17 protein-coding genes and 1 tRNA gene are annotated in these 22,574 nt (G+C 33.0%); 13 read left to right on the top strand and 5 right to left on the bottom strand.

Going from position 1 to position 22,574, the window contains the following annotated elements; all coding sequences use genetic code 11:
• Positions 1 to 191: 191 nt before the first annotated feature.
• From JOC47_RS09620 to JOC47_RS09600, 5 genes are all read left to right on the top strand, one after another.
• Positions 192 to 1,676 carry an NAD(P)/FAD-dependent oxidoreductase gene (locus JOC47_RS09620; RefSeq protein WP_204701867.1) on the top strand — a complete coding sequence of 495 codons (1,485 nt, stop codon included), beginning with the start codon at positions 192 to 194 and terminating at the stop codon, positions 1,674 to 1,676.
• Positions 1,669 to 2,940, top strand: coding sequence for an NAD(P)/FAD-dependent oxidoreductase (locus JOC47_RS09615; RefSeq protein ID WP_204701866.1), 1,272 nt, complete (start codon positions 1,669 to 1,671; stop codon positions 2,938 to 2,940). Before JOC47_RS09620 ends, JOC47_RS09615 begins: the two co-directional genes overlap by 8 nt.
• Positions 2,940 to 3,311 carry a DUF1667 domain-containing protein gene (locus JOC47_RS09610; protein ID WP_204700844.1) on the top strand — a complete coding sequence of 124 codons (372 nt, stop codon included), beginning with the start codon at positions 2,940 to 2,942 and terminating at the stop codon, positions 3,309 to 3,311. The genes JOC47_RS09615 and JOC47_RS09610 overlap by 1 nt, the downstream gene beginning before the upstream one ends.
• A gap of 240 nt (positions 3,312 to 3,551) precedes the next feature.
• Entirely contained in the window at positions 3,552 to 4,055 is a 504-nt protein-coding gene (locus JOC47_RS09605; protein ID WP_204701865.1) for a hypothetical protein, read from the top strand.
• A gap of 27 nt (positions 4,056 to 4,082) precedes the next feature.
• The gene (locus JOC47_RS09600; RefSeq protein ID WP_204701864.1) at positions 4,083 to 4,451 is read left to right on the top strand and encodes a YccF domain-containing protein; all 369 of its coding nucleotides are present in this window, start codon (positions 4,083 to 4,085) and stop codon (positions 4,449 to 4,451) included.
• A 50-nt stretch (positions 4,452 to 4,501) separates the two neighbouring features.
• Here the strand turns inward: JOC47_RS09600 and JOC47_RS09595 are convergent, their stop codons facing one another.
• Both JOC47_RS09595 and JOC47_RS09590 read right to left on the bottom strand, forming a co-directional pair.
• Positions 4,502 to 4,846, bottom strand: a complete 345-nt coding sequence (locus JOC47_RS09595) for a YlbF/YmcA family competence regulator (RefSeq protein ID WP_204701863.1) — start codon at positions 4,844 to 4,846, stop codon at positions 4,502 to 4,504.
• Positions 4,847 to 4,937: 91 nt separating this feature from the next.
• Entirely contained in the window at positions 4,938 to 7,847 is a 2,910-nt protein-coding gene (locus tag JOC47_RS09590; RefSeq protein ID WP_204701862.1) for a glycosyl hydrolase family 28-related protein, read from the bottom strand.
• Positions 7,848 to 8,120: 273 nt separating this feature from the next.
• Between JOC47_RS09590 and JOC47_RS09585 the strand changes: the two genes are divergently transcribed.
• Positions 8,121 to 10,064 carry a methyl-accepting chemotaxis protein gene (locus tag JOC47_RS09585; protein ID WP_204701861.1) on the top strand — a complete coding sequence of 648 codons (1,944 nt, stop codon included), beginning with the start codon at positions 8,121 to 8,123 and terminating at the stop codon, positions 10,062 to 10,064.
• A gap of 54 nt (positions 10,065 to 10,118) precedes the next feature.
• Here JOC47_RS09585 and JOC47_RS09580 read toward each other — a convergent pair.
• The 3 genes from JOC47_RS09580 to JOC47_RS09570 all read right to left on the bottom strand — a co-directional run bounded on the left by JOC47_RS09580 (position 10,119) and on the right by JOC47_RS09570 (position 12,250).
• A tRNA-Leu gene (locus JOC47_RS09580) sits at positions 10,119 to 10,206 on the bottom strand.
• Positions 10,207 to 10,283: 77 nt separating this feature from the next.
• On the bottom strand, positions 10,284 to 10,898 hold the full coding sequence (locus JOC47_RS09575) for an HD-GYP domain-containing protein (protein ID WP_204701860.1): 615 nt from the start codon (positions 10,896 to 10,898) through the stop codon (positions 10,284 to 10,286).
• A gap of 155 nt (positions 10,899 to 11,053) precedes the next feature.
• A complete protein-coding gene (locus tag JOC47_RS09570; RefSeq protein WP_204701859.1) occupies positions 11,054 to 12,250 on the bottom strand; it encodes an S-layer homology domain-containing protein in 1,197 nt (398 codons plus the stop codon).
• Between the two features lie 251 nt (positions 12,251 to 12,501).
• Here JOC47_RS09570 and JOC47_RS09565 point away from each other — a divergent pair, with 251 nt between their 5' ends.
• The 7 genes from JOC47_RS09565 (at position 12,502) to JOC47_RS09535 (ending at position 22,466) form a co-directional block, all read left to right on the top strand.
• Complete coding sequence (locus JOC47_RS09565; protein ID WP_204701858.1) at positions 12,502 to 13,320, top strand: response regulator; 819 nt, start codon at positions 12,502 to 12,504, stop codon at positions 13,318 to 13,320.
• A 251-nt stretch (positions 13,321 to 13,571) separates the two neighbouring features.
• Positions 13,572 to 16,145, top strand: coding sequence for a DNA polymerase I (gene polA / locus JOC47_RS09560; RefSeq protein WP_204701857.1), 2,574 nt, complete (start codon positions 13,572 to 13,574; stop codon positions 16,143 to 16,145).
• 192 nt (positions 16,146 to 16,337) lie between these two features.
• On the top strand, positions 16,338 to 17,732 hold the full coding sequence (locus JOC47_RS09555) for a TldD/PmbA family protein (RefSeq protein WP_204701856.1): 1,395 nt from the start codon (positions 16,338 to 16,340) through the stop codon (positions 17,730 to 17,732).
• A gap of 2 nt (positions 17,733 to 17,734) precedes the next feature.
• On the top strand, positions 17,735 to 19,084 hold the full coding sequence (locus tag JOC47_RS09550; protein ID WP_204701855.1) for a TldD/PmbA family protein: 1,350 nt from the start codon (positions 17,735 to 17,737) through the stop codon (positions 19,082 to 19,084).
• Positions 19,085 to 19,410: 326 nt separating this feature from the next.
• Positions 19,411 to 21,660 carry a PAS domain S-box protein gene (locus tag JOC47_RS09545; RefSeq protein ID WP_204701854.1) on the top strand — a complete coding sequence of 750 codons (2,250 nt, stop codon included), beginning with the start codon at positions 19,411 to 19,413 and terminating at the stop codon, positions 21,658 to 21,660.
• A complete protein-coding gene (gene msrB, locus JOC47_RS09540; RefSeq protein ID WP_204701853.1) occupies positions 21,653 to 22,069 on the top strand; it encodes a peptide-methionine (R)-S-oxide reductase MsrB in 417 nt (138 codons plus the stop codon). Before JOC47_RS09545 ends, msrB begins: the two co-directional genes overlap by 8 nt.
• The gene (locus JOC47_RS09535; RefSeq protein ID WP_239551057.1) at positions 22,053 to 22,466 is read left to right on the top strand and encodes an acyl-CoA thioesterase; all 414 of its coding nucleotides are present in this window, start codon (positions 22,053 to 22,055) and stop codon (positions 22,464 to 22,466) included. The genes msrB and JOC47_RS09535 overlap by 17 nt, the downstream gene beginning before the upstream one ends.
• Positions 22,467 to 22,574 lie beyond the last annotated feature (108 nt).

Raw genomic sequence — 22,574 nt, 5'->3', positions numbered from 1 at the left:
GTCAAATAGGGGTTTTTAGTTTAGATAAATTAAAAATTTAATAAAGAAATTGTGGTAGAGAATATAAAGAAACCACATTTAAGTTCCTAGGGATTACTGCGTTTTATCCTTATAGCAGATAGTTTATCTGGGAATTTAAATGTGGTTTTCTTATTTTAAATATACTATTTATTCTCAGGGAGGGAATAATTTTGAAAGACAAAACAGATATTTTAATCATTGGTGGCGGAGTAACTGGATGTTTCGCGGCAAGAGAATTAAGCCGGTATGATTTAGATATTACATTAGTAGAAAAAGAACCTAGCTTATGTACGGGAACTACTAAAGCTAACACAGCACTTATTCATGCTGGATTTAATGCAGATCCTGACAAACTAAAAGGTAGACTAAATATGCGGGGGAATCAGCTATATCATGAACGAATTCAACATGAGTTAGATGTTCCAATTGAATGGTTAGGAGCTTTGGTAGTAGCTAAAGAAGAAGAGAAGTTGCCTAAGTTAGAAGAACTATTAGAAAAGGGACAAGAAAACGGAGTGCCGGATTTAGAGATTGTTAAAGGTGACGACATTTATGATTTAGAACCTCATTTAGCAGATGATGCTATAGCAGCATTACATGCACCGACAGCAGGAATAGTAAATCCGTTTGAATTAACCGTAGCTTTAGCAAATAATGCCGCTATGAATGGAGCCGATGTCTATTTAGAAGCAGGAGTAGAGGATATTGAAGATAAAGGTGAAACTAAGTTAGTGAAGACGGCTAAAGGAGATATTGAAGCTAATATAGTAATTAATGCAGCAGGATTATACGCTGATAAAATAGCTAATATGGTCGGGATAGATAAATTTGAGATTACTCCTCGCCGTGGGGAATATTATTTATATGATAAGCAGGCAGATATTGATGTACAAACAACTGTTTTCCCAGTGCCAACTAAAGTATCTAAAGGTATTGTAGTAACACCAACTGATGAAGGAAATGTTTTGATTGGTCCTAATGCAGAAGTGATTGAAAGTGTAGAAAATAAATCGACAACAAGAGAAGGACTAGATGAAGTTTTAAATGGAGCCCAGAAGACAATACCTGAGTTAAGTAAACGAAATGTGATTAAAGAGTTTGCAGGTTTAAGACCAGCCATTACAGAGACTGGTGACTTTTTAATTGAAGCTAGTGATGAAGTGCCTGGTTTTATTAATGTAGCAGGAATTCAATCACCTGGATTAGCATCTGCACCAGCAATTGCAGAAAAGGTAGTAGGTATTGTAAAAGAAGAAATAGGCGGTTTAAGAGAAGATCCAGACTTTGATCCTAATTATGAAGGGCCTCCTAAGTTTAGACATATGAGTCATGAAGAACAGGCTAAATTGGTAGAAGAGGACAAAAATTATGGTCAGATTATCTGTCGTTGTGAATCAGTAACTAAAGGAGAAATTTTAGAGGCAATTAGAGAACCAGTAGGAGCAAGAACAGTTAATGATATTAAAAGAAGAGTTAGACCAGGTTCCGGACGATGCCAAGGTGGATTCTGTGAACCAAAAGTAGTTAATATATTATCTGAAGAATTAGGGATTCCAGAAGATGAAGTTGTACTAGAAAGTAAAGAGTCCAAGCTTTTAAGAGAAAGAACAAAAGAGCCTTTACTGAATGAGGAAGAGGTGTCAGATAATGAATAAACAAGAATATGAATTAGTAGTAGTTGGTGGAGGACCAGCAGGATTAGCAGCAGCACAGGAAGCATATGACCAAGGGGTTAGAGATATCTTAATTTTAGAAAGAGATTTTGAGCTAGGCGGTATTTTACAGCAGTGTATTCATAATGGCTTTGGTTTACATTATTTTGGTGAAGAGCTAACAGGTCCTGAATATGCACAGCAATTTATGGAGAATGTCAGAGAGCGTGGTGTAGATATTAAACTAGATACTATGGTGTTAGAAGTAACGCCTGAAAAAGATGTCTATGCTATTAATTCTGATGATGGAATGCTTTATATCGATGCTGAAGCAGTAATTTTAGCAATGGGTTGCCGAGAAAGAACGAGAGAAGCCATTGATATTCCAGGAACTAGACCAGCGGGAGTTTATAGTGCAGGAACTGCACAGAGATATGTGAATATGGAGCAGTGGATTCCAGGTGAAAAAGTAGTGATATTAGGTTCTGGTGATATTGGCTTAATTATGGCGCGAAGAATGCATTTAGAAGGTGCAGAGGTAGAAGCAGTCTTAGAAATTATGCCTTTCTCTGGTGGACTAGTACGGAATATTGTGCAGTGCTTAGATGATTTTGATATTCCACTAAGAATGCAGCAGACAGTAACAGAAATTCACGGTAAAGACCGTTTAGAAGCAGTGACAGTAGCAGAAGTTGATGATAATATGCAGCCAATTCCAGGTACAGAATATAAGATTGAATGCGATACATTATTATTATCAGTAGGCTTAATTCCAGAGAATGAACTATCAAAAGATGCCGGAGTCAAGATGCATGATGTCACAGGAGGGCCAATTGTGAATGAAGGTCGAGAAACAAATATTGAAGGTATCTTTGCTTGTGGTAATGTACTGCATGTACACGACTTAGTAGACTGGGTAACAGAAGAAAGTTTGGTAGCTGGTAAGACAGCCGCTAACTATCTGCAAGGTGGCATTGATAAACGAGAACAAGAAATCGAAGTGAATCCAGGTGAAAATGTAGGTTATATTGTCCCTCAAAAGATAACTAATGACGTAGAAGATAGAAAACTAGTTGATTTATATATGAGATGTAAAAAACCAATGGAACATGTAACAATTAATTTATATAGTGGAGATAAGAAGTTATTAGATAAGAATGAGCGGAGAGTAGAACCGGGAGAAATGATTACTTTCCCTGTTCCAGAGCAGATGATATCTGATGATATGGATAGTCTAAAGGTTGATATTGTGAAGGAGGGAGAATAATGAGTGAAACAGTAGAAATCACTTGTATAAGTTGTCCAATGGGCTGTGATGTAGAACTAGAAGTTAATGAGGATGATGACATTGTAGATATTGACGGTAATAGTTGTCAAGCCGGGATAGAGTATGTTAAGAATGAATATCGTAATCCGACACGTATTTTGCCGACTACTGCTAGAGTCAAAGGTGGGGTGTTACCATTAGTCCCAGTGAAGACTGATGAGCCAATGCCTAAAGGATTATTAGATGAAGCAATGGAAGAGATAGCTAAAGTAGAATTAGAAGCACCGGTAGAATTAGGTGATGTAGTAATTGAAAACATTTTAGATACGGGGGTTAATATTGTTGCTACTAGAGATCTGCCTAAAAAATAGGGAGATAAATAAGTGAATATAAAATTTATTTATATAAATTATTGCAAACAACTCTGTCTAAATGATAAAGTTTAGATAGAGTTGTTTTTTTGTTTTAGAAATTTGCATTATAATGATTGATTTCGATATTTGGAAATAGCAAGAGAAATGTTGATATTCTTTATCGAGGGATTCTTAAAGGTATTTTATCATACTAAGTAGAATAATTTTTAATAAGAATATTTTTAAGCAGGTGATATAATGAATAAAAAAATTAGCTCATCCTTAATTATTTTATTCATTTTGATAATATTGATTTCTAGAATTACACTAGCTGAGCATTTAAAGAATAGTCAGAATGCTCATTTTTCTCTGCAAACGAGTTTGATGACTAGTCACTGGGATAAAGATCCTGATACTAATAATGTGCAGGAATTAATAGGATTAGAATATCATCTTGACAATACTCAGTTATATGGCTTGGCGTATTTTAAAAACTCAGCTTTTCAATCTTCGTGGTATCTTTATAAAGGTAGAAATTTTCCTTGGAAACAGGTGAATGAGTTTGAGTTCTATGGCAAATTAACTTATGGAGTGATCACTGGTTATGATGATGAAGGTGGTCGTTATAAGGCAGTGTGGTATGAATTAGGCACTTTTCCAGCTGTGCTGCCCAGTATTGGGATAGGATATAAGCATCTTTCCTTAGAATTATCGTTATTTGCTAATCAGGGTTTCATGGTGCATGGAGGAATTAACTTTTAAAGAATAGATAAAAAAGAGGTGAAATAAATGAAATTGTTAGGTAATATAATTTGGTTTATTTTTGGTGGCTTAGTTGAAGGTATACTGTGGGTGTTTTTTGGTCTGCTGTGCTCAATCACAATCATTGGAATTCCAATTGGCAAGCAGTGTTTTAAGATTGCGGGAATGCAGTTTGCTCCTTTTGGGAAAGAAATAGTAGAAAAAAATGATTCACCTTTAGGTTTAATCGCAAATATTATTTGGATTCTTCTCTTTGGCTGGGAATTAGCTCTAGCTAATTTAATATCTGCTTTAATATTTGGGATTACAATAATTGGGATTCCCTTTGCCAAACAGAGTTTAAAACTTGCTAGTTTATCTTTGATGCCGTTTGGGAAAGATGTTGTTAAAAGTTAGAGTTGAGTTTTATAAGTAGGACCCAGCCAGAAGGTGGGTCCTGCTTTATTTTAAGAATTATTTTGTTCTTCTCCTTGAATAGCTGTGCTTAATTCCTTATTTACTTCTTCCATGATTTTGTTGAAATCTTCTTGGCACTGCATGAAAGTGCTGACAATCTTGTTATCTTCCATTTCAGAATGTAAAGACTTTAAATCTTCTTTCATCGCTTCATTTAATTCTTGACCATTTTGGCGCATCATTTGAACTCTTTGTTGTTTACTTTGTAGCTTTTTTAGCAGTTCAGCTGCCTCTTCATCCTCATCTAATTTTGCTTTTGCTTCTTTTAAATTCTTATATTCAACCGAAGTTTTGATAGCTTCTGCTAATTCTTCTGCTTTTTCTTTGACAGACATAAAATCAAGTCACCTCTTTTAAGTATTTTTTTAAATTTTAACATCAATTATTGAGAATGTAAACTATCTGTTTTAGCTGGTGCTTGTTTAATTATAAATTATTAACGCGATATAAAGAAGAACGTGCAGTAATATAGAGCGTTTCTCCATCCTGCCCACCAAAGGTAATAGTTGCTGGTCGCTCAGGGATAATAATTTCATCTAGCAGCTCTGAATCTTCATTATAAACATAGATATCTCCATCAGCAATATAGACATTAGAGTTATCATCAATGGCTAAATTATACTCTCCTTTTTCTACAAAAGGTCTAGGATTGGACAGATAACCTTTAGATGTTACATCAAATAAGATTGTTCTTTTATAATATTCATCAACGCCATAAAATTTTTGACCAGGATAAGCTTCAAGCAGAGAGTTAGCTCTGATTAAATCATAGCAAATTGGAATAATAGTTACACCATCTGGAGCAATATAGCACTCCTCAGGTTTTTTGACTGTGATGTTAAGATAATCATTGCTATCTCTCCATCTATTAGCAGGATGTAATGCTTTATGCACTTCTTCTACTGAATCCATATCAACTACTTTAAGTACCTCCATACTTTCTTCAGGATGTTGGGGATCTATGGAATAAACTTTGGTTGTAGAACCAGTGTTATACCATTCACCAAAGGAGGTACCTTGAGCATCTTCTGGTTTAGGATATACTTCAGGTTCGCCGTTAATAGTTGCACCTTCAGGTGGAAAATATTCAACTACTACTAAGAGGTTATCTTCTTTGTCACAAGCTAAAGATAGAGGCTTGAAATGGATATCACTGACAAGGCTTAAAGAATCGCTTTCAACAGACCATTTATATATTTTCTTCCAGCGTGAATCAACAAAGTAGATATTACCTTTACTATCACTACAGATACCATCTATAAATTCAAAACCAGTTGCTAATTTTTCTATTTTAGTATTACTTTTATTCTTAGATGATTCTTTATCAGTTATATAAAGTCTAGCCAGTTGCCATGGTCTCACTTCTTTTTTAGTATTTACATCTAATAGAGTATTGTTGATGGTATATTTAACTTGAGCATAGTTATGTATATTAAGGAATTCAATATTTTTGGAATCCCAATTTTTAATAGCATAGGGATAAGGATTTTCCACCCAGATTGTACGGAAGAAGTAGAGATTGGCAAATAGCATATTATTGCAATTATCAATTTCAAGGGGTTGACAATTCCAACTTTCTGCAGCTTCTTCTTCCAGCTGTAGAGCAAACACTTCCCAATTGCTAACATTTTTAAATTTAACTTCATTTCTAACATGGTGCTCTACAGACATTGCATAGATACATCCTTTCGTAGAAGTATCTGAAACATAAATTCCTGCTGATGCATAAGGGCTAGCTGTCCAAATATCCTTGAAAATACCTCCTCCACCATCAGTTATCCATAGGCTCCAATACTGAGAATCCCATCGCCGGTCAGGATTTATATCTCCGGTGCGGCTTTCATTGTACATGGGTGCATGGCTACCATCTGCTTTTATATTTCCATGACCACCAATGAACTTAACATCATTCATATATGAATCACTACCAGCCATCCATTTACAGCCAACAGCACGTGGGTTTCTTCCTCCAGTATCAATAGCAATGCCAGAGACTATATTTTCGCCTCCTTGAGGTGTTTTTAATAGTGGTTTGGGTTTATCAAAACCTCCAAAAGATTCTGTATTATCTGTAATAAGAATCTGGGTTGAAATAGGATTTAATCCAATTAAATTAGTATTAGGTTTAAGCTCAATAGTTTCAGATACTCTATAGCGGCCTTGGGGTAGATAGATTGTAGAGTGATTTTCAATAGCTTCTTTTATAATTTTAGTATCATCAGTACTTCCATCTCCTTTTGCTCCTAGCTCTTTTAAGTTGGCCCAGGTTTTCATAGGAGGCAAATCAGGAATATCTCTTTTAGCAGGGGCAGGAAGGGAGTTTAAAGTTTCGAGCTTTTTAGTTGTTTTAACTCTGGGACGATCATCTAAATTATCCATTTGATTACCATGAGTCAGAGATTTAACTTTATAAAAAGTACCTTTTCCTTTAATAACCTTGTCGCTTTGCCGATAACTTATAAGTTTTGGTACCTGTTGACAGTCTAGATTACGAAGATTAATTTGAGTAAGAGCATTATCTTTATTACTGACAATAATTGCTGATTTTTTAATGTTTTCAAATTGACAGTCCTTCATAATTAACTTTTCATAAAAATTAGGATTTATTTCAATAACTTGCGGAGTGTTTTTGACATTCATCCGGACAATGGTTAATCCTGCTTCTTGTGTTTTAATAGCTGCTTTTTTCTGTCCCTCAAAGTAGGTATCAATCATCATAAAGGGCCAACCTGGGGAAGTCTTAGTAGTGTAGATTCCATAATCTCCGCCAAAAAAACGTACATTTTCTATCTCATTACCTACATCAAAGATTCCAGCTTTTCCGTCACCAATATCAATATCTACATGAGAGATAAAGCTATGTTGTGCATAGTGGGTACGAAGTGCAACAGCAGTTGGATTACCCTCTTCTATCTTAAGGTTTATATTAGACATAGCACTATAAAAAGTTCCAGGATTGGCATCTTCAATCTCTTCTTCAGGTTGGGGAAGAGTATCGGTAAACCAGAACATATAATTTGCTCTTCCTTTATCTTCAGGATTAGCTGTTTGAAATTCTGGGGAATCTTTCTCAAGAAAGATCAAAGGTCTTTGTTCACCAAAACCTATAAGGCGAACAGCCTTTGGTACATAAATAGTCTCACTTATGCGGTAGCGGCCTTCAGGGATGAAGACTATACCATATCCCATCTTATCTTTAGCTTCTTTTATAGCCAGCTGTAAAGCTTTTGTATCATCTGCTGTACCATCTCCACTGACAGGAAAATTTTCTGGAGTAAAATATACTGCTTTTGGGTCATTAGGTCTATTAGGATAGAAAGATTTTTGTTGATTCATATCTAGGCCCCCTTATTAATGTTTACAAAAGTCTATTTTTATATTTTCTATATAAAAATAATTTGACCTTTTAAATAAATTAATTGTAGGAGAGGGTGGATAACTTTTTTTGCTTCGATTTATAATATTTTGAACTTATTTTTTTGATAAAATTAATGTTTAATTAATACTTTTGTTTATTGTTTAATGCAGGAAAAAAGGCGAAAAATGTAGAATAAGCTATATATATAGTAATTAATATTAGAGTGTATTAAATAATTAGGAGGGGGAAAAATGAGTTGGTTAAAGAAATTTTCACTTAACAGTATTAAGCCGCGATTAGTTATATTATTTTTATTATTGGCATTAGTACCAATAGGTATAATAAGTTACTTTGAAATCCAAGCACTACAGCAAACAATCAAGAATGACTTTGTGGAATCTGCTAATAAAGAGATGAAGAAAGTAGATAATGCATTTAATATTTATTTTGAGGAAGTAAAGAAAAACTGTCATTTTTTAGCTACGGATCCTACTGTCCAGCAGGCTGATGATACAATTACTACTTATATGAATAAAACAACGAAGTCAGAATTAAATCTAACTCCAGTACAAAATGGAGGTATTGAGGAAGAAATTTATAAGGTTTATAATCATTTTGCTAAAACACATGACGATATTGCTTATGTTTATATGGCAACTACTGATGGTGGTTATATTCAATGGCCTGCTAGGTCAGTAACCAAAAATTATAATCCAAAAGTAAGACCTTATTTTAAAATTGCAATGAAGAATAAAGATAAAATTAGTCGAACAACTCCTTATTATTGGAAGGATGCAGTCATTATTAGTACAGTAACTACAATTAAAGATGACAGTGGACAAATAATTGGGGTGCAGGGTTTAGATGTAAATTTAGAAGAATTAACTAAGATGGTTAAAGATGTACAAGTTGGTAATGAAGGCTATGCAATTTTAACTACTGGTGAGGGAAAGATTTTGGCCCATCCGACTAAACCAAAGCTTAATTTTAAGAATATTTCTAAATTAAATGTTGATAGTTTGAATAATATTGAGAAAATTAAGAATGATAATTTTTTTGCGACTATGGATGGTAAAAAATATTTTATGAATGTGTATACTTCATCACAAACAGATTGGAAATTTATATCTGTCATTCCTAAAGAAGAGCTAACAGCTAAGATCGATGCTATGTATTTAAAAATTATTACCATTGTTTTAGTAATTACGGCTATAGTTATTTTAGTTGCTCTTTATGTAGCTAATAAAATTTCAAATCCAATAATTAAAGCTACTAATTTTGCTGAAGAGATTGCTCACAACAATTTAACTGTAGAAGAGTTAGAGATTGAAGATAAAAGTGAGATAGGAGATTTAGGACAAGCATTAAATAAAATGAAAGATAATTTGAAAGGGGTTATAACTAAGTTATTAGATACTGTTGAAGATTTATCCGCCTATAGTGAAGAATTATCTGCTTCTTCCGAAGAAGGAAATGCTACTATTAAAACTACTAATCAATTAATGGAAAATATGTCAGCAGGGATAGAGAAAATTTCTGCTGGAACACAAGAGGTAACTAGTTATGCTCAAGAATCTAGCTCCCAAACTGAGGTCGGAAGCGAGAATATTGAACAGACTGTGGCAAATATTAAAGAAATTAATCATTCTGTAGAGGAAGCTGTAGAAGTAATTAATAACTTGGATCAAAAATCAGAGGAGATTGGTCAAATTGTAGAATTGATCACTAATATAGCAGAGCAGACTAATTTATTAGCTTTAAATGCTGCGATAGAAGCTGCTCGGGCTGGAGAAGCGGGTCAAGGGTTTGCTGTAGTAGCAGATGAGATTAGGGATTTAGCAGAAAAGACTAATCAAGCTACAGAAGAAATTTCAGAATTAATCAATGAAACGCAAGAAAATACTGATACTGCTTTAGATTCAATTCATGAAGTAGAAGAAAAGGCTAAACAAAGCCAAAAAGTGGCAGAAGAAAGTGGTCGAGTATTCAACCAAATAAAAAATGCTACTGAAGAGACAGCTCAACAGATCGAACAGACTGCTGCTGCTACTCAAGATTTAGCTCAAAAGAGTGATGAAGTAATGATAGCTTCTCAAGATATTGATAGTATGTCAGAAGAGATAGCTAATTCTTCTCAAGAGTTAACTAGTATGGCGCAAGAATTACAGCATATGATAGAGAAATTTGATGTTTAAATATTTTAAACAAAAGAACGAAAAAGCCCCGTTGCAACGGGGCTTTTTAATAAATGGTGCCGAAGGTGGGAATCGAACCCACACGATCACAAGGACCATTGGATTTTGAATCCAACGCGTCTGCCAGTTCCGCCACTTCGGCTTAATATTTAATATACTTTTTTCTCAGTCAGCGTTTACTACTATAACACAGAAATTATATTTTTGCAAGGGAAAATTTCAATCTAATATTAATTCTGCGAAGCTTTTTACTATTTCAGGGTCAAATTGTTGGCCCGCATTTTCTTTTAATTCAGTAATAGCTTTTTCAATTGGTAAAGCGCTTTGATAGACTCGGTTACTAACCATAGTATCAAAACTATCTGCTATTCTAATAATCCTGGCATTTAGTGCTATATTTTCTCCTGATAATCCAAAAGGATACCCCGAACCGTCAAAATTTTCGTGATGTTCCAAAATAGCAGTTTTTAAATTACTGATATTTTTATTGTTTCCTATGATCTTGACACCTTGTATGGGATGTTTTTTAATTTTTTGATATTCTAATTCCGTGAGTGAATCTGGTTTTTTTAAAATTTTATCTGACATTTTGAGTTTGCCAATATCATGTAATAAGGCACCTTGACCTAGTTGTTTTAATTCAGTAGTTTTTAATTTCAATTTTTCTCCTATGGATATGCTATACATATAAACATTGAGACTATGTTGATATGTATAGTGGTTTTTTTCTCTTAATTTTTCTAATAAACTATCTAATGAATGAGAATTTTTAATATTAAAGACAAAATTAGGATTTATTTTTGTCACCTTTTGATACATTTTTTGTTTATACATAATAGTTCACCTCACAGATATTATGATTAACTTATTATTATTTTAGCCTATTTCACATAAATTTAATGTATTCCACAATACATTTTTGCAGATTAATTGCTTTATAAGAAAAATATGTAAAATAGTAACAGGTGTTTTCCTGTTACTATTGAAAACTAAGACAATAATGAACTATTACGCATAATTGCATTCAAGGCTGTAGTAACAGCATTTTCTTTTGCTAATTCTTTAGCTTTTTCCCAATCTTTATTTAATGAAGCAGTAATAATCTCTTGCGGTATATTTGTAGCAATAGATACTGCTTCTACTAATCTATCTTTACTTAAATTTTTCATCTCATCCCAATCTTGCTCAAATAAAGCATTTACTTCGTGAGGATTAAGACCAGTTTCAAATAGTTGAACAGCGATTTTTTCTTTTAAAACTGGAGTAACAGCATCCCAATTTCCATCAGCAATTTCGATTAATTCTTCAGGATCAAAAAAATCATTTGTTTGCTCACTAACTTCTTTAGCAACATCTTTTTTAGTAATTAAGCCGTATGATTTCAAATAAACAACTTCTTGATATTGATTTAATAATAAATAAGCACTATCAGAAACTAGCATGTCATCTAAATCTACTAATTGATTATTACGACCGATTAATGGGTCGCGGCTAAGATTAAAGACTTGATTTTGATTATTGATTTTAATTTTGACTTTCTTTGATAGTGGATAAGTTTCAACTACTGTTCCATCTACAGTAGTAAATTCTCTTAATTTCACTAATAATTTAGCACTCTCTGCTCTAGTAACGTAATTATTAGGTTTAAAGCTACCGTCTGGATAGCCATTAATAATTTCTATCCGAGTTGCTAAAGAAATTAATTCTTGGGCCCAGTGGTCACCTGCGACATCATTATAAAAGTTATTATCTAATACAATTTTTTTCTGTTCATCTTCTAAATTCAAACTCCGGGCCAACATAGTAATAATTTCGGCGCGAGTAATTTTTTTCTGGGGACGAAAAGTTTCATCAGGATACCCAGTAATAATTTCTTCTTTTACTAGCGCAGAGATATATCCCTCAGCAGGATGATTAGTAATATCAATTAAATTAGTAGTAATACTCGGTGTTAAGTTTAGTGATTTGGCTAAGGAATAAGCAAATTCTCCTCTAGTAATAGGAGTATTAGGATAAAAATTCCCGTCACGATAGATATACATAATGTCTTGGTCTAATAATTGACTGATATAAGGCAGTGCCCAATGATGGTTACTTACATCCGGCGGTTGATAAGCAAAAACCGGTAGAGAAAAAATAGCAATTATGCTTATTATTAAGAATATAGTAGTTAATCTTTTAATCATTTATATTGCTCCTTTCTAAATTTACTAAGCTCAACTCTTTTAGATATTAACATATTATCACAGGAATATCCATAAAATGAATCAGTAATTTGTTCAATTTGTAGTTTTATGATGAAAAAAGAGGAATTTTAATTTTTTTAAGGAATACTTAACAATTAAGATTATATTTTGTAAATAATAAATTAATTTTAAGACTATACTTCGCTGAATAAATTTAATTGAGAGCTAAAAATATTGCAGGGGTGGTATCAGTGGCGGATTTTTTAGTAATAGATGATAGTCTGATGATGAGAAAAAATATAAAGAGTATATTAGAAAGCCTTGGTCAGAAAGTAGTTGGAGAACTAGAAACTGGGGCTGGGGTGGTAGACAAATACGAAGAATGTCAACCTGATATAATCAGTTTGGACTTAGTAATGCCCCAAGTGGATGGGCTTGAAGCATTAAAGAAAATAAAGAATGAATATCCTCAATCTAAAGTAATAATAATAACTTGTTTAGGTGAAAAGTCTAAAATTTTAGAAGCACTTAATTTGGGGGCTGATTATTATATAGTAAAGCCTATTGAAATTAAAGAGTTAGTTGAAGCTTTAAATAATATTTTAGATGAAGAGGATATTTCTGAACGAATTGCGGAACAGATAGAAAACCCTTGTGGTTTTAAATGTAGTCGAGAAGCAAGTTGGCGAAAAAAGAAAAAAGAAGATGCAAAGAATAGATTAAAAGAAGAATTAGAAAATTTAGAAAAAACAGATAAAAGAAACAATAATAATTTAGAAGAACAGTTGGATGATATAGCATCAGAATTAGATGAGGGGAATAATAAAAAGCCTTTTAAAGTAATTAATGAGAGTGGAAATCTGAAAGTGAAGATTAATAAAGTTATTGATGAAGATATGATAAAATCAATCAATGAAACAATTAAGGATTTATTAGTTATTGAATCTTTGAAAATATCTTTTGATTTGAGAGATATTGATTTTGCATTCCCAAAAATAGAAGAAGATTTTGAAAAGATTATAAATAAAATAGAGGTAGTCGGGGGAGAAGTAGAAATAATTTCATCTTGAATTAGTATGTACTTAAAATTAAAAATTGAGATTTGAGCCGCCTTCTTTGCTTTTGATTCAATTAATTGTTTTAAATCCAAAGAGAGCGGTTTTTTTTAATCTTTAATAATCAAGTTAAAATGTAATCAAATATAAAAATTAGGTTAAATTAAATTAATGAGGATAGATTAGATATTTTAGATAAAGGAATTTAAGCTTTTTTAAGGAAATAAAATAAGGGAATAGATTTTGACAAGGAGGCTTTTATAAACATGGAAGAAAAAGAAAATTTATACTTATTAGATGGAAATAGTTTAACTTATAGAGCATTTTATGCTTTGCCAGAGAGTTTAACTAAATCAGATGGGACAGTAACTAATGCTGTTTATGGATTTACTAGAATGTTAATTAGTTTAGTTAATAATAATGAGGTTGATTTGTTAGGAGTTGCTTTTGATTTAGCTGCCCCTACTTTTCGTCATGAGGAGTATGATGATTATAAGGGTAATAGAAAAGAAACACCTGATACATTAAAGCCACAATTTGCGATGGTTAAAGAAGTTTTGGAATCTTTAGATGTGCCAACGTTTGAAAAAGAAGGTTTTGAAGCGGATGATTTAATTGGAACATTAGCTAAAGAAGCTGAAGAGGAAGGGTACCAAGTAACAATTGTCACTGGTGATCGTGATAATTTACAATTAATTAGTGAGAATATTGATGTGATGTATACTCGTAAAGGAATTAGTGATATTGTAGATTATGATTTAGATAAATTTAGAGAGGAATATGAATTAGAACCTTTACAGTTAATAGATAAGAAAGGATTGATGGGGGATAGTTCTGATAATATTCCTGGAGTAGATGGAATTGGCAAGAAAACTTCTACTAAATTATTAAAAGAATTTGGTGATTTAGAGACAGTATTGGATAATATAGATCAAGTAGGAGGCAAAAAACGAAAAGCAACCTTAAAAAAACAAGCTGATAGAGCGCGGATGAGTAAAAAATTAGCTACAATCAAGGTTGATGTTCCTTTAGAAGTAGATTTTGAAACATTAAATCTGTCTAATTGGAAAACTGACCAAGCTAAAGATGTGTTTACTAAAATGGAGTTTAATAGTTTGATTTCAGAAATTGGCGGACATAGTGAATTAGAAGAAATTGATTACCAAGAGATTACTGATGTAGAAGAATTGAGGGGAATAAAGTTAAGTGATGAAGTAGCGGTAAATCTTGATTTAACAGGAGATAAGTTAGACCAGAACTTAGAGGGATTAGCTATAGCTACAGGAGAAAAAAATTATTATATTGATTTAGAAGAAAAGGAATTATTAGGGGAGTTAGAAGAATTACTTGCGCAAAAAGAATTATTAATGTTAGATCCTAAAGACCAATTCAGATATTTATTACAACAGGAAGTAGAAATTGGTGAATTGATTTTTGAACCATTATTAGCTGATTATTTATTGCATCCTAGCGATGATGAAAATGATTTCACAAAAGTGATGGAAAATCAATTACAATTGTCTTTACCAGAAGTAGAGGGAAGAGAAAAATTAGTTTTAAAGACTAATACTATATTTAAATTGAGGGAAGAACTAATAACTAAATTAGAAAATGATGAAATGTTAAAGTTATATAATGAGATTGAATTACCATTAATTAAAGTGTTAGCTCAATTAGAGTTGAACGGAATTAAAGTTAGTTCAAATAAATTAGAAGAATTGGGAGCAGAGCTTGAAGAAAAAATAAAAGAAATAGAGGAAAAAGCCTACGAATTAGCAGGAGAAGAGTTTAATTTGAATTCACCTAAACAGTTAGGGAATATTTTATTTGAAAAATTAGGTTTACCAGTAATTAAAAAGACCAAAACAGGTTATTCTACTAGTGCAAAAGTTTTAGAAAAATTAGAAGGAAAACATGAGATAATTCCTTTGATTTCTGAATATAGAACTTATCAAAAGTTAAATTCCACTTATGTGTCACCATTAGAAGATTATATTAATCCAGAAACGGGTAGAATTCATACTACATATAATCAGCGTGTGACAGCAACGGGGCGTTTGAGTAGTACAGAACCGAATCTGCAGAATATACCAATCAGAACTGAAGAAGGACGACGGATTAGAAAAATATTTGTAGCAGAGGAAGGGAAGAAATTAGTAGCTGCTGATTATTCTCAAGTTGAACTGCGTATTTTAGCTCATATTTCTCAAGATGAGGGATTGAAAGAAGCTTATAATGAAGGTGCTGATATCCACAGTAAGACAGCAAAAGAATTGTTTGGCTTATCAACTGGAGATGCTCGTAGAAAAGCTAAAGCAGTTAACTTTGGTATAGCTTATGGGATTAGTGCTTGGGGATTAGCAGATAGATTAGATATTTCTCAAAAGGAAGCCCAAGAATATATTGATTTATACTTTGAACGTTATCCAAAAGTAGAAGAATATATTGAAGAACAGAAGTATAAAGCTGAAGATAAGGGATATGTTGAAACTATCTTTAATAGACGTAGATATCTACCTGAAATTACGAGTAGTAATTATCACCGCCGCCAATTTGCTAAACGAATGGCGATTAATACGCCAATTCAGGGTAGTGGAGCAGATATTATGAAGATAGCTATGATTGATGTGTCTGATGCTTTAGAAGATAGTGATTTAAATGCTGATGTATTATTACAAGTACATGATGAATTAGTACTAGAAGTACCAGAAGATGAAGTAGAAGCAGTGTCTGAATTAGTACGAGAAGAGATGGAAGCTGCTGCAGATTTGGATGTTGATTTAGAGGTAGACGTGAAAGTAGGAGATAACTGGAATGAGATGAAAAAAATTAGTGATTAGTAATTAGTAACAAGTAAAGAGTAAAGAGAGAAAAACAGTAAAAGCAGTAAAGAGTAACAAGTAAAAAGATAAAAACATAAAAAAGTGAAGAGTGAAGAACAAGAAAGACCGAGGGTCTATTAGATGGTTTTTGTTTTAATCTGATTACTCATCACTTGTTACTCTTTACTGAACTTATTAAGGGGTGAAAAAATGTTATCAGAAAAGAATATAAATAAAATTTTAGCAACTGCTCTAGAAGGTGGGGCAGATTTTGCTGAAATTTTTTTTGAAGATACAAAGCGGAATAGTATTTCTTTAGAAAATTCAAAATTGGAAAGGGTAAAAACAGGTTATGATTTAGGGGTAGGAGTACGAGTGATAACTGGAGATCAAGTTTCTTATGCCTATACTGATGATTTAAGTATTGATTCTTTATTAGAGACTGCTAGAGTAGCAGGTTCTGCTAGTCAAGGTGAGGGTGGAGTAACAGTTGCGAATTTGATGAAACAAAAGCCGCAATTAATTCATCCAGTTAATATTAAGCCGACGACTGTAGATAAAAAACGTAAAGCCAAATTAGTCGAAGCAGCTAATGGAGCAGCTCGAGATTATGATGAGAATATCAGACAGGTAATGGTTAGTTATTCTGATAAAAACCAACGAATTATGGTTGCTAATTCAGAAGGGTTAATGATAGAAGATGAACGAACTTACACTCGGATGAGAGTACATGCTATTGCTTCTGATGGAACACAAATGCAGACTGGTTCAGAAAATCCAGGCCGTCAAATGGGATTTGAACTATTTGATGAGTATCCACCAGAAAAGATTGGTGAGGAAGCGGCACGGCAAGCAGTTACAATGTTAGAAGCTGATCCAGCTCCATCTGGTAAAATGCCAGTAGTAATTAATAATGGTTTTGGGGGAGTTTTATTCCATGAAGCTTGCGGGCATGGATTAGAAGCAGATGCAGTACAAAAAGGTGCTTCAGTCTTTGCAGATAAAGTTGGAGAGCAAGTAGCATCTAAATTAGTAACAGCAGTTGATGATGCTACAGTTAGAAATGGCTGGGGCTCTTTTGGAGTTGATAGTGAAGGAAACCAAGCCCAAAGAACTGTGCTAATTAAAGATGGAGTTTTACAGGATTATATGTATGATAAGAAGTCAGCTCGTAAAGAAGGACGTCAGTCAACTGGAAATGGGCGTCGTAATTCATACCGCTCGCTGCCAATCCCTCGGATGACCAATACCTTTATTGAAAAAGGCCAATCTACTCCAGATGAGATTGTAGGAGCAGTAGATGATGGTTTTTATGCTAAGAAACTAAGCGGTGGGCAGGTTGAACCAACAACTGGTGAATTTGTCTTTAATGTATCGGAAGGATATATGATTAAAAATGGTTCAATTGCTAGGCCTGTTAGAGGTGCTACTTTGGTAGGTCGTGGTATTGATGTATTAAAGAAAGTATCTATGGTAGGTAATGATTTAGAGTTGGCCCCTGGTATGTGTGGTAAACAGGGCCAAAGTGTACCTGCTGGAGTAGGACAGCCGACATTGTTAATTGATGAAATTACTGTTGGTGGTACGGAAAGGAAAGGTGAATAATTATGTCTGATTTAGATTTAAATAAATGGTTAAGCAGAGCCGAAGAATTAGGGGCAGATGATGTAGAATTATACTATCAATATTCTGAGTCGAATAGTATTAAAGTTTATCAACAGGAAGTTGATTCTTTAGAATCTGCTACAGCTAAGGGATTAGGAGTTAGAGTATTTGTAGACCAGAAGATGGGGTTTGCTTATACATCGGACTTTAGAGATGAAGCTTTAGAAGAAGTAATCAAAGAAGCAGTAGCTAATGCAGAAGTAGCAACTGCTGATGAAAATAGAACTTTGCCTCAAGAGAGTTATGATTATCCTGAACTAAATATCTATAATCCAGATTTTGAATCGCGAAATATTGAAGAGAAGATAGATATTGCATATCAAATGGAAGAAGAAGCTTTAGATTATGATGATAAGATTAAATCTGTCGTTAATGTTAATTATGGAGATAGTATTTATAATGTGACTATTGCAAATTCTAATGGTTTAGAAGAAAGTTATCAGAGTAATAGCTGTTATGCTTATTTATCTGTTATTGCATCAGAAGATGGAGAAGACCAGACTGGATTTGCTGTTACTTACGGTCGCGATTTAGAAGAGCTAACTCCTGAAGAAACAGCTCAAGAGGCAGCCCAAAATGCTATTAAATTATTAGGAGGAGCAGCAGTAGAGTCGCAAAGTGCACCTGTTGTATTTACACCTGAAATTGGTAGCATGTTTATGTACGTCTTATCTCAATCTTTAACTGCTGAAGCAGTACAGAAAGGTCGGTCTTTATTTGCTGGTAAATTAAATGAGCAAGTAGCAGCAGAAAATGTGAATATTATTGATGATGGGACTTTAGAAGAAGGATTAGCTACTGCACCATTTGATAGTGAAGGAGTAGCCTGTCAAGAAACTGAAGTGATCAAAGATGGAAAACTTAAAGGTTATTTATATGATACTTATACTGCTAATAAAGATGAAACAAAATCAACAGGTAATGCTAGTCGAGGTGGTTACCGCGGGATACCAGGAGTTTCATCTACTAACTTTTATTTAGATGCAGGAGAAAAGGATAAAGAAGAGATTATAGCTGATATAGAGAATGGATTCTATGTGCAGAAAGTATCAGGACTAGTAACCGGAGGAGCTAATCCAATTTCAGGCGAATTCTCAGTTGGTGCTTCCGGTCAATGGATTGAAGATGGAGAAATTAAAGGAGCAGTTCGTGAAATTACTATTGCCGGTAATTTAATCGATTTCTTGCAAAACATTGTAGAATTAGGCAATGATTTAGAATTTAATCCAGCGATTGGGTCTTTTGCGAGCCCAACTTTCAAAGTGGAAGATCTTGCTATAAGTGGCAAGTAGGCAACCTAGCAAAAAACACTGCATATAGATTGCGCGTAATATTTAGCTCTAAGTAGAGTGAATAGGGCTACACGAAGGGTCTCATGTTTTTTATGAGACCCGGAGGGCCCAAATATACGAAATACTTAAACCAGTCCCAATTTGGGGCTGGTTTTTTATTGGATATCTTAAATAGCAATTTTTTAAATTTTAAGGTCGTGAAGCTTGTATTTTCTTTTGATATAAGAGTCTGAATCAATTATAATTAATATTATAGAGATAAAAAATATCACTAATATTTTTCTCAAATCTAAATTCAGCTAATTGCTGATCTGGAGTGGATTAAAATGGCAAATATTTTAGTAGTAGGGGCAGACTCTCATTTGCTTAGAGAAATTAGGGATAGTTTAAATGACTCTGAATATAATTTAACAGCAGTTTCTAATTCTCAAACTGCTATTGATGAGATTGAAAAAAATAATTATAATCTCATTTTGCTCAATTATAATCATAATAATAGTGATCTTGTAAATGAAATTAATTTAGATCTTACAATTATACTGATGATAAAAGCGAATGAGAAATCGGAAGTTTTAGAATTATTAAAATCTAGATCTATATGTTATGTAGTTAAAGACAATTGTTTTCCTCAATTTCTTTCTGTTGTAGTAAATAGAAATATAGATTTGCAAGAAACCCAATCTACTTATTATGAAAGTTTATTTAAAGATAGTGGGCAAATTTTATTATTAATTAATCCTACTACAGGAAAAATTGCAGATGCAAATACTACTGCTGTTAATTTTTATGGGTGGAGTAAAGAAGAATTGCTTAATAAGACGATTCAAGAGATTAATACTTTAACTAAGGCAGAGGTATTTGCAGAAATGAAGGCGGCTAAGGAAGAAGACCGCAATTATTTTCAATTTGAACATCGCTTGGCAGGTGATCAATTAAAAGATGTTGAGGTCTATAGCGGGCCGATAATGATTAATGGGCAGAAGTTATTATATTCTATGATTTATGATATTACAGAAAGAAAGCAGTTAAAAGAAGAGTTAGAGGGTCAAGAAGAAAAATATAAAGTATTATTTGAAACTACAGGAACAGCTACTATTATTGTAGAAGAAGATACGACTATTTCTTTAGCTAATCAGCAAATGGTTGAACTTTCTGGTTATTCGAAACGACAGTTAGAAGGAAAGAAAAGTTGGACAGATTTTGTAGCTTACCAAGAAGAATTAGAAAAATTAAAATCATATCATCAAGCGCGTCGGAGTGAAGGAGAGGAAAAGCCTCCTAACACTTATGAATTTCACTTTAAAGATAGATTTGGTACAGTGAAAAATGTATTAATCAATATTAGAATTTTGCCTAATCAAAAGCAAAGTATTGCTTCAATGAATGATATTACAGAGTTAAAAGTAAAAGAGGAGAAATTAAATCAAAATATTGAACAGGCAAGAAAACTACATAAAAGTTTTTTGCCTCAAGCAGTAATTGATTTAGAGGAGATAGTAATTTCCTCATATTATTCACCAGCAGAGAAATTAGGAGGGGATTTTTATAATTTTCAGCAGATTGAAAATAAATTAATATTTTATCTAGCTGATGTAAGTGGTCATGGTTTGGATGGGGCTATATTAAATATTTCTATTAAAGAAAAAATCAACAATGTGATTAGAAAAGAGTCAGCAGCTGTAACTGGTGAAGATATTTTAAGAAGAGTTTATCAAGAATACCAAAAGGATGATTTTCCTGAAGATTATTTTGTTTGTTTACAGTTGGGTATTTTAGATTTAGATACTATGAGATTACAATATAATAATGTTGGAGCTCATATCCCACCATTGCTGATTTCAAGACGAGGGAAAGTTAATGAAATTCTAAAACCTAATTTACCTATTTCAACAGTAGTTAATAAAGATTTAATTGATTTCAATGATCAGGTAAATTCTGTGCAGGATGGAGATAAATTATTATTAATTACAGATGGATTATTTGAAGAGAGTAGAGCCGGAGAGATGTTTGGAGAAAAAAGGTTAGTTGAATTATTAAAAGAATATTATCCCCTGTCTGCTGAGATGTTAGTACAAGTTATTAGGGAAGAATTTAGAAAATTTATTGGACAAAAGGATAAATATAATACTAGTAATGATGATATTACTTTAGTTGTTTTAGAACATAAAGGAAAGAATCGATTAGAAAAAGAGTTTGCTAGTCAATTGTGCTTATTAGAAGAAATTGTAGCTGAAATTATTAATTTTTTAAAAGATCATACTCAGCAAATAATGGATATTCAAATGGGACTGCATGAAATGTTAGCTAATGCTGTAGAACATGGGAATCAACTGAATGAAGAGAAGAAAGTTAAAATTAAAGTGGCAGTTACAGATGATTATCTTAGAATTATTATTCAAGATGAAGGTACTGGGTTTGATCACGAAGAAAAATTGAACAATTCTTTAGAAGACTCTGGATGTCAAGAACGAGGGCGAGGTATAATTATTACTAAACAGTTATTTGATCAGCTGCAATATAATAAAAAAGGCAATCAAGTCTGTCTGGTCAAATTCAGGGGGGATAAAAATGGCTGATAAGATGGATAAGTCAAAAAAAGATTGGGAAGAAATTTTAACTGAAGAAGAATATCGTATTACTAGAGAAAAAGGTACTGAAGCTCCTTTTTCAGGAGAGTATTATAACCATGATGAGGATGGGACCTATAAATGTGTTAACTGTGGAGTAGAATTGTTTTCTTCTGATACTAAATATGATAGTGGTAGCGGATGGCCTAGTTTTTGGGATGCAGTCGACCAAGAAAAGATAGAGTTAGCTGAAGATAATAGTTTAGGGATGCAGCGGACAGAAGTTTTATGTGCTAATTGTGGAGCACATCTAGGACATTTATTTAGTGATGGTCCGCAACCAACAGGAAAGCGTTATTGTATTAATTCTACTGCTTTAGATTTTACTGAGGAGGAGGAAAATGATGAAGAAGCATAAACATCAGTTTCGAGTCAGATATTCAGAAACAGACCAAATGGGAGTTGTGTATCACGGTAATTATATAGATTGGTTTGAAATTGGTCGTACAGAGTATTTTCGTGAAGAAGGAGTGTTATATAAAGATTTAGAAGCAGCAGGGATATTATTAGCAGTGGTTGATATAGAGTGTTCCTATCATTATCCTGCTCGTTATGATGATTTAGTAACAGTTATTACTATGGTAGAGGAAGTAAAACGGACTAAGTTAAAGTTTAAATATGAAATTAGAAATGCTGAGACAGATAAATTATTAGTAACAGGGACTTCTACTCATGCTTTTGTAAATGAAGATTTTAAGCCTATTTCTATGCAGCGTCAAGCACCAGAATATTGGCAGCAGATTTTTGATAATTAAGGTTACTTTATGATATAATAGGAAAATAGCTGTGAGTTAAAAGATAAAGTCAAAAGTATGAAGGACTAATATAAGAATAGATGCCTAATTGAGTTGTAAGTAGATAAT

Source organism: Halanaerobacter jeridensis (genome assembly GCF_016908315.1).
In the GTDB taxonomy this organism is placed as follows: Bacteria; Bacillota; Halanaerobiia; order Halobacteroidales; family Halobacteroidaceae; genus Halanaerobacter; species Halanaerobacter jeridensis.
This window is presented reverse-complemented; position numbering and strand designations above follow the sequence as displayed.